Below are 6,644 nucleotides of genomic sequence, written 5' to 3'. Positions count from 1 at the left end.
GGGTCCACCCTCCCCGGACATCCGAAGGCGGCGTCATCGCCCGTCGAAGACGTGCCGGACATGGACGACAGCCATGGGCACCGCGAGCCGGCCAGGCGGCGGATCAGGCACACATCGGACATGACCGGAACACCGGGCGCGGCCCTCAGAGGCCCGTCACCGGCCCAGGTCACCCGGGACGGAACCTGGACGCCAGATCTGCGGGTCCTTCGGCCCCCGGTGGCCGTCACCGGCCTCGCCCGGGGGGCAGGGATCGCCCTTCGGGAGGTGCACGGTCCACGGGGGCGGAGACCGTGCACCCGCCGGAGGGCGACCACTTCTACCCTCCGACCGTGGATTGCTGCGGAGTGATGCGGTCCCAGGCGGAGATCGGCAGCATGATCACCGAGGCGGGGAACAGGCCGTGCTCCTCGCTGTCGATGTGCCGGCGCAGCTTCCCGATCGCCTCCAGCACGGCCGCCCAGTCCGGTGCCGCGCGGTCGACCGTGCCGAACACCCCGTGGATCTCGTCATGCTCGGCGCAGAGCCTGTCGACCGCCTCGGCCAGGGACCCCTCGGCACGCAGTTCGGCGAACAGGCCGTTCTCCTCGGTGACGGTGTGCGGGATGAGCTGTGCGAGCAGCCCGTCGAGGAGGGATACGGCGTCGCCGTACCGGCTCTCGTTGATGGCCCGGCGCAGGGCCCCGGCGGTCTCCTCGATCTGCCAGTGCTCCTCGGAGAGCCGGCCGATCAGCGGGAAGTCCCGGCAGCCGCAGTAGTTGCACATCATGACCCTTCGACGTCATCGTGTGGGCTCCAGGATGTCTGGTGGTGGCTTGTCGGAATTAGAGGAAGTAGACCTTTCGGATAGGGCCGTTCGTCCCTGGGTCATGCCATCAGCGTGGAGCCGTACTTCAGGACGATCGCCAGGATCAAGGTCAGGATCCAGACAGTGACGGCGATGACGTCAAGGTCGGCCTCGATGAACCTGGCCGCTCCCGCCTGCACGCGGGGCGGCAGCGGCAGGTTGCCGTCGCGGATGTTCACCTGGGTCAGTGTGAAGAACACCAGCGTGGTGGACACTGTCACCAGCAGGCACCACGGGCACAGCGCGCCGATCACGAACATCGACTGGAAAAGCAGCCAGCAGGCGAAGACGAGACCGAGGGCGTAGACCATCTGGGCGGTGAACATGAACCAGCGCGGGAAGCGCACGCCGCCCAGACTCGCGACCGCGATGGTGATCACGACCGGTTCGGCGATCAGTCCCAGGAAGGCGTTGGGGAACCCGAACAGCTGCGCCTGCCAGGAAGCGCCGACCGTCCCGCAGCTGATGACGGCGTTGATGTCGCACGACAGGCTCGTGCTCGGGTCGGCCGCCAGGGCCAGGGCGTCGACCGAGAGCACGAAGGAGGCGGTCAGGCTCAGGCACGCCGACAGCAGCATGGTTCCGAAGATCCAGCCGCTCGTGTGCCGGAGGTGGTGCAGGCGGGCCAGAACGGTGGTCATCACGATCTCTTGGCCGCGACGATGGCCGCCGTCAGCGGGCCGGCCGTGTACAGGTCGCCCTTGAACACCTCATCGTTGATCTTCACGGTGGGTGTGCCGGAGATCCCCGTCTCGAACACCGCGGCCGTGGAAGCCGTGACCCACGGCTCGAAGATCCGGTCGGTGAAGAGGTTCACGACATCCTGCGGCACGCCGGCGTCACGGGCCAGGGCGGCGATCTCGTCGTCGGACAGGCCGCGGCTTCCCTCGGCGGGCTGGCGGGCGAACAGCGCGGTGTTGAAGGCCAGGACCTTGCCGGGCGCGTGGTCGGCCACCGTGGCGGTGGCGTTGGAGGCCCGCGTGGAGTATTCCGTCCCGCTGGACATCCGGTCCAGGAACGACAGCGGATACAGCTCCAGCCGCACCGTGCCGTCGGCGACCAGGCGGTTCAGCTCGGCGCTGTTGGCCTGCTCGAAGCGCCCGCAGAACGGGCACATGTAGTCGAGGTAGACCGCCAGTCTCACCGGCGCGGCGGCACTGCCGAGAGCGAGGGCCCCGCTGGTCGTGGCGATCGCCGGAGCGGCTGTCCTGCCCCGCGGCGCCGTACTTTCCCCGGAGCCTCCTGCGGCGTTGACGAGACTGATCACGATGGCGGCCAGGAGAGCCACGATGAGCACCCCGCCACCACCGGCGGCCAGGCGGACGCGCTTCTTCCTGCGGCGCTCGGCGGCGGTCCTGGCGTCGCGCAGCTCGCGGGATCTGGCCCGCGCCGGTGTACTCATGGTCTCGTCTCCCGTGCTCCTGCATGGATGAAAGAGCGGGCACCACGGCTGCGGCGTTGCCGCCTCTTCGGCCGGCGCTCGGGCATGGCCCGGTCCGTGCTCGCTGGTGGTGCCCACCGCACAGCCTGCAGTGAACCGCCCCTTACGGACCGGAGGCTAAAGTCCCTTACCGCCGCGACCTCCGTCCCAGAGCGGACAACGGGGACTCGATGTCGAGGACGCTCGAGTCTCGCCGTCGCATGGTCGGCCTCCGGGCCCAATGTCAACTGACGCACCGGTGGTGTCCAGCGCGAGGTTGGGCAGGGCATCGCCGGGGGCCGTCCGAGGCGCCGGCCTCAAGCCTTGGCGGCGGCCGAGCCCTCGTTGGTGCCCTCGATGATGAGTTCGCGGACGGACTCCGCGAGCGCGGCGAACACGTGAAACACCAGCCGTCCTCCCGGCGTGGTGGTGTCCAGGGCCTCCTTCGGCGACCGGAACCCGATGTCGCGTTGCGCAGGCCGGCGACGATCGCGATCAGGTCCTGCAGGGACCGGCCGAGCCGGTCCAGTGACGGTACGACCAGCGTGTCGCCCTCGCGCAGGTGGTCCAGGGCCTTCAGAGACATGGAGAAAGGCCCGCCCGGACCTTCCGCTGTGCACGGCGGAAGGATCCACGGCGAGCCATCGGTTCCCTCCAGTCGATGGGCAAGCTGACGCTGACGCATGGAGTGCGCCGGCTGGTCAGCCCCAGTCCCACCTCTGGAGCTGTCCGGCCACACTCAACAGTTCTGACTCTTTCCCGATGGGCGTCGAAAGTGAAAAACCCTAGGAAACCGGTAGGGCTCAGCGCACTTACGCGCTGGTCGGCAGATTTCCGAACCTACGGCCTTGACAGGGCGTGGGCCGGCGTCCAGACGTCACCGCGCCTGCGGGTCTTCAGCACAACGATCCGCGAGGGTCTCACCGGCATCGTTCACGGAGCGAGCCGGTGCAGATCGCGGGGGAACAGCGTGACCTGGCGGACGTTCGGCACGTCGAGCAGGCGTGCCATGAACCGTTCCAGCCCGAACGCGAAGCCACCGTGCGGCGGCATGCCGTAGCGCATCGCGTCGAGATATCCCGAGTACGCCGACAGGTCACTCTCACCGCGCGCGGTCAGCGCTCGCACGTAGTCGGCGTGCCGGTGCATCCGCTGACCGCCGCTGACCAGCTCCAGGCCACGAAAGATCAGGTCGAACGCGCGCGAGCAGCCGGGCCGCGCCGGGTCCGGATGTGTGTAGAACGCGCGATGCGCGGTCGGGTAGCCCTCGACGAACACGAAGTCAGAGCCATACTCACGCAAGGCCCATTCGCCGATCCAACGCTCATGCGCCGGCGCGAGGTCAGATTCGGCGGTCACGTCCTGGCCGGTCGCCCTACTGATCATCTCGAGTACGTCGGCGAAGTGCACCACCACGGGTTTCTCCGTCAGCGCCGGCATGGTGACGTCGAGAAGCTCGAGTGAGGGACCGGCCGAGGCGTGGATGTTGGCCAGCATGCCCCCGACCGTCGCGTGGCACGCGGCGATGACGTCGCGGTGGTCTTCGATGAAGCCCATCTCGGCATCGAGGGAGGTGTAGGACGCGAGGTGGCGGGCGGTGTCGCTCGGCTCGGCGCGGAAGACCGGTCCGACTTCGTAGACCCGCTCGAAGACGCCGACCATCATCTGCTTGTAGAGCTGAGGAGACTGCGCCAGGTACGCCGGACGGCCGAAGTAGTCGAGCTTGAAGACGTTGGCGCCGCTCTCGGTCGCCGCACCAACGATCTTCGGGGTGTGGATCTCGACGAACGACATCGCTTCGAGCGCCGTGCGGAACCCGCCGACCGCGGCCGCGCTGACGCGGTGGGTGGCGGCGAGCTTCGGGTGGCGCAGCGCGACCGGCGCGTGGTCGAGCATTGTCGGCAGGCTCGCGCGCAGGTCGGGCCGGTAGAGGTCGAACGGAGCCGGCTCGGCGGGGTCGGTCAATGCCTCGATCACCGGCGAGGTGATCTCGACGCCGCCCGGCGCGGACGGCTCGACGGTGACCGTGCCGACGATGGCGACCGTCGTCTCTTCCGGCAGGGTCTCCAGCTGAGCACGGGCGGTCTTTTCGGACACGACAATCTGGGTCAGGCCGGCGGCGTCGCGCAGGATCAGGAAAGCGACCGACTTCAACAGTCGGCGACGATGGATCCAGCCTGCGATGCGTACGGTCTCGCCGACGTGTGCGGACAGCTGGATGGACAGGATGCGTTGCATGGTGGTGGCCTCCTCTGGTTCGCAACGCGTCCCCTGAGAGGCGTGGGCGAGCGGGATCCTCGCGGTACCACCACACCTTCGCTACGCCGTGAACTCGTGCGGCGTAGCCTCTGCAAACCCTTGACGTGGGCGATTCGGCGGGACTCTACTAGGCCCGAGGGCCGTTCTTCCCCGCAGCTCAGGAGGGTCTTCACGCCCCGGCCGGAGTCCGCCTTCGCAGCTGCCGGCGGCTCTCTCCAACTCCGGTGATCGAGGTGCTACTCGGCTCCGTCGTCGCTGTTGGGCGCTACCTTACCCGGATCGCACCCAGTTCATCGACTGAATTGTCGCCGCTGATCTCGGTGAGGCGGGAATTACTTGACCTGCGGCGCGGCACCGCCGGACGGCGCCCCCGAACAACCCGGTGGACAATCCTTAACGGGACACCAGCACAACGGGACACCAGCACAGATTCTTGACCATCGCTACCACACCGCCGCTCAAGATCAACTATTTGCGGTTGGCGACACGTTCCTTACCAACACCCTTACTGGGACCCCTACAACGAACTCCTCGCGCCAGGACTCCACCCGGAAAGGTTCCGACCCTGAACGCCTCACTCGCAGAAGCACTGTCCGTCGTCCTGCTCCTGGCGGTACTGGCCTGCGCGGTGATCCGGCCGTGGGGCTGGCCGGAGGCGGTCGTGGCCGTCCCCGCCGCCGGGGTGGTCATCGCCACCGGCGCGATCTCGCTCGACCACGCGGCGACCGAGGCCGCCCGGCTGGGCCCGGTGATCGGTTTCCTCGCGGCCGTCCTGGTCCTGGCCCAGCTGTGCGACGACGAGGGCCTGTTCCACGCCTGCGGCGCCTGGATGGCCCGCCGGGCGGCCGGCCGCCCCCGCCGCCTGCTGGTCCTTGTCTTCGTGACGGCCTCGCTGATCACCGCGGTGCTCAGCCTGGACGCCACGGTGGTACTGCTGACCCCGGTGGTGTTCGCCACCGCCGCCCGGCTGGGCGCTCGCGCCAAGCCGCACGTCTATGCCTGCACCCACCTGTCGAACACCGCCTCGCTGCTGCTGCCGGTCTCCAACCTCACCAATCTGCTGGCGTTCGCCGCCAGCGGCCTGACCTTCACCCGCTTCGCCGGGTTGATGGCGCTGCCCTGGCTGGTCGCCATCGGGGCCGAGTACGTGGTGATCCGCCGCTTCTTCGCCACCGACCTGGACGCGGGCGCCGAGGCCCCGCCCGCCTCCGAGCCCCGCGAACTGCCGCTGTTCGCCCTGCTCACGGTGGCGGGCACCCTGGCGGGTTTCGTGCTGACCTCGGCGCTCGACATCAACCCGGCCTGGGCGGCGGCCGCGGGCGCGGCCGTCCTGGCGGCCCGTACCCTGGCCCAGCGCCGCACCACCCCTACGGTGATCGTGCGGGCCGCGGCCTTGCCGTTCTGCGCCTTCGTGCTGGCGCTGGGCATCGTGGTCCGGGCGGTGGTCGACAACGGCCTCGCGGGCGCGCTGGGCCACGTGGTTCCTGCCGGCACCGGCCTGGCGGCCCTCCTTGCCACCGCGGCACTGGCAGCCGTACTGGCAAACATCATCAACAACCTGCCCGCAGTCCTGGTGCTGCTGCCGCTGACCGCCCCCACCGGACCGGGCGCCGTCCTGGCCGTGCTCCTCGGCGTGAACATCGGCCCGAACCTCACCTACGCCGGCTCCCTGGCCACCCTGCTGTGGCGGCGGATCGTGCGCGAACACGACACCGACGTGGAGCTGGGCGAGTTCACCCGGCTCGGTCTGTTCGCCGTGCCCACCGCGCTGCTGCTCTCGGTGGTGGCACTGTGGGTGTCACTTCAAGCGATCGGAGGCTGAACGCGATGACCGTCATCGTCTGGATCGTGGAGGGCACCTGGCCCGCCTGCGTCGACGCTGCGCGCACCCACGCGCCCAAGAGCGCCGACGTGGTGCTGCTGCACGTCACCGGCTCCGGGGTGCCGGGCGCCGCGCACGGCGCCTACGCCGGGCTGCTGGGCCGCGCACGCCCCGACCGCGACCCCGGCACGCGGGTGGAGCACCTGGCCGCCGCGGCGGGCGAAAAGCCGGGACTGCCTGGCTAAGGCGACCGCCCTGGCTGACCAGTACGCCACCCGCGGCGGCGAGGAGCGGGA

General features: G+C 69.4%; 6 protein-coding genes and 1 pseudogene. 2 read left to right on the top strand and 5 right to left on the bottom strand.

Going from position 1 to position 6,644, the window contains the following annotated elements:
- Window positions 1–319: 319 nt before the first annotated feature.
- The 5 genes and pseudogenes from ACWDS7_RS45175 to aspS form a co-directional block, all read right to left on the bottom strand.
- Window positions 320–769 (bottom strand): hemerythrin domain-containing protein, encoded by a 450-nt coding sequence (locus ACWDS7_RS45175; protein WP_451934312.1) that lies wholly within the window; start codon window positions 767–769, stop codon window positions 320–322.
- Window positions 770–867: 98 nt separating this feature from the next.
- Complete coding sequence (locus ACWDS7_RS45170) at window positions 868–1,488, bottom strand: vitamin K epoxide reductase family protein (protein ID WP_306870848.1); 621 nt, start codon at window positions 1,486–1,488, stop codon at window positions 868–870.
- Window positions 1,488–2,249: a DsbA family protein gene (locus ACWDS7_RS45165; protein ID WP_451934311.1), complete on the bottom strand. Its 762-nt coding sequence runs from the start codon at window positions 2,247–2,249 to the stop codon at window positions 1,488–1,490. Before ACWDS7_RS45165 ends, ACWDS7_RS45170 begins: the two co-directional genes overlap by 1 nt.
- Window positions 2,250–2,584: 335 nt before the next feature.
- Window positions 2,585–2,853: pseudogene (locus tag ACWDS7_RS45160) on the bottom strand (recombinase family protein).
- Between the two features lie 347 nt (window positions 2,854–3,200).
- Window positions 3,201–4,505, bottom strand: coding sequence for an aspartate--tRNA(Asn) ligase (gene aspS / locus ACWDS7_RS45155; protein ID WP_451934310.1), 1,305 nt, complete (start codon window positions 4,503–4,505; stop codon window positions 3,201–3,203).
- A gap of 649 nt (window positions 4,506–5,154) precedes the next feature.
- Between aspS and ACWDS7_RS45150 the strand changes: the two genes are divergently transcribed.
- Together ACWDS7_RS45150 and ACWDS7_RS45145 are read left to right on the top strand one after the other, a co-directional pair.
- On the top strand, window positions 5,155–6,348 hold the full coding sequence (locus ACWDS7_RS45150) for an SLC13 family permease (RefSeq protein WP_451934309.1): 1,194 nt from the start codon (window positions 5,155–5,157) through the stop codon (window positions 6,346–6,348).
- Window positions 6,349–6,353: 5 nt separating this feature from the next.
- Window positions 6,354–6,593 carry a hypothetical protein gene (locus ACWDS7_RS45145; protein ID WP_451934308.1) on the top strand — a complete coding sequence of 80 codons (240 nt, stop codon included), beginning with the start codon at window positions 6,354–6,356 and terminating at the stop codon, window positions 6,591–6,593.
- Window positions 6,594–6,644: the final 51 nt, after the last annotated feature.

The sequence above is a fragment of the Streptosporangium sp. NPDC003464 genome (assembly GCF_053588315.1).
Note: the sequence above shows the minus strand (reverse complement) of the source record. Positions and strands in the feature narration are given on the sequence as shown.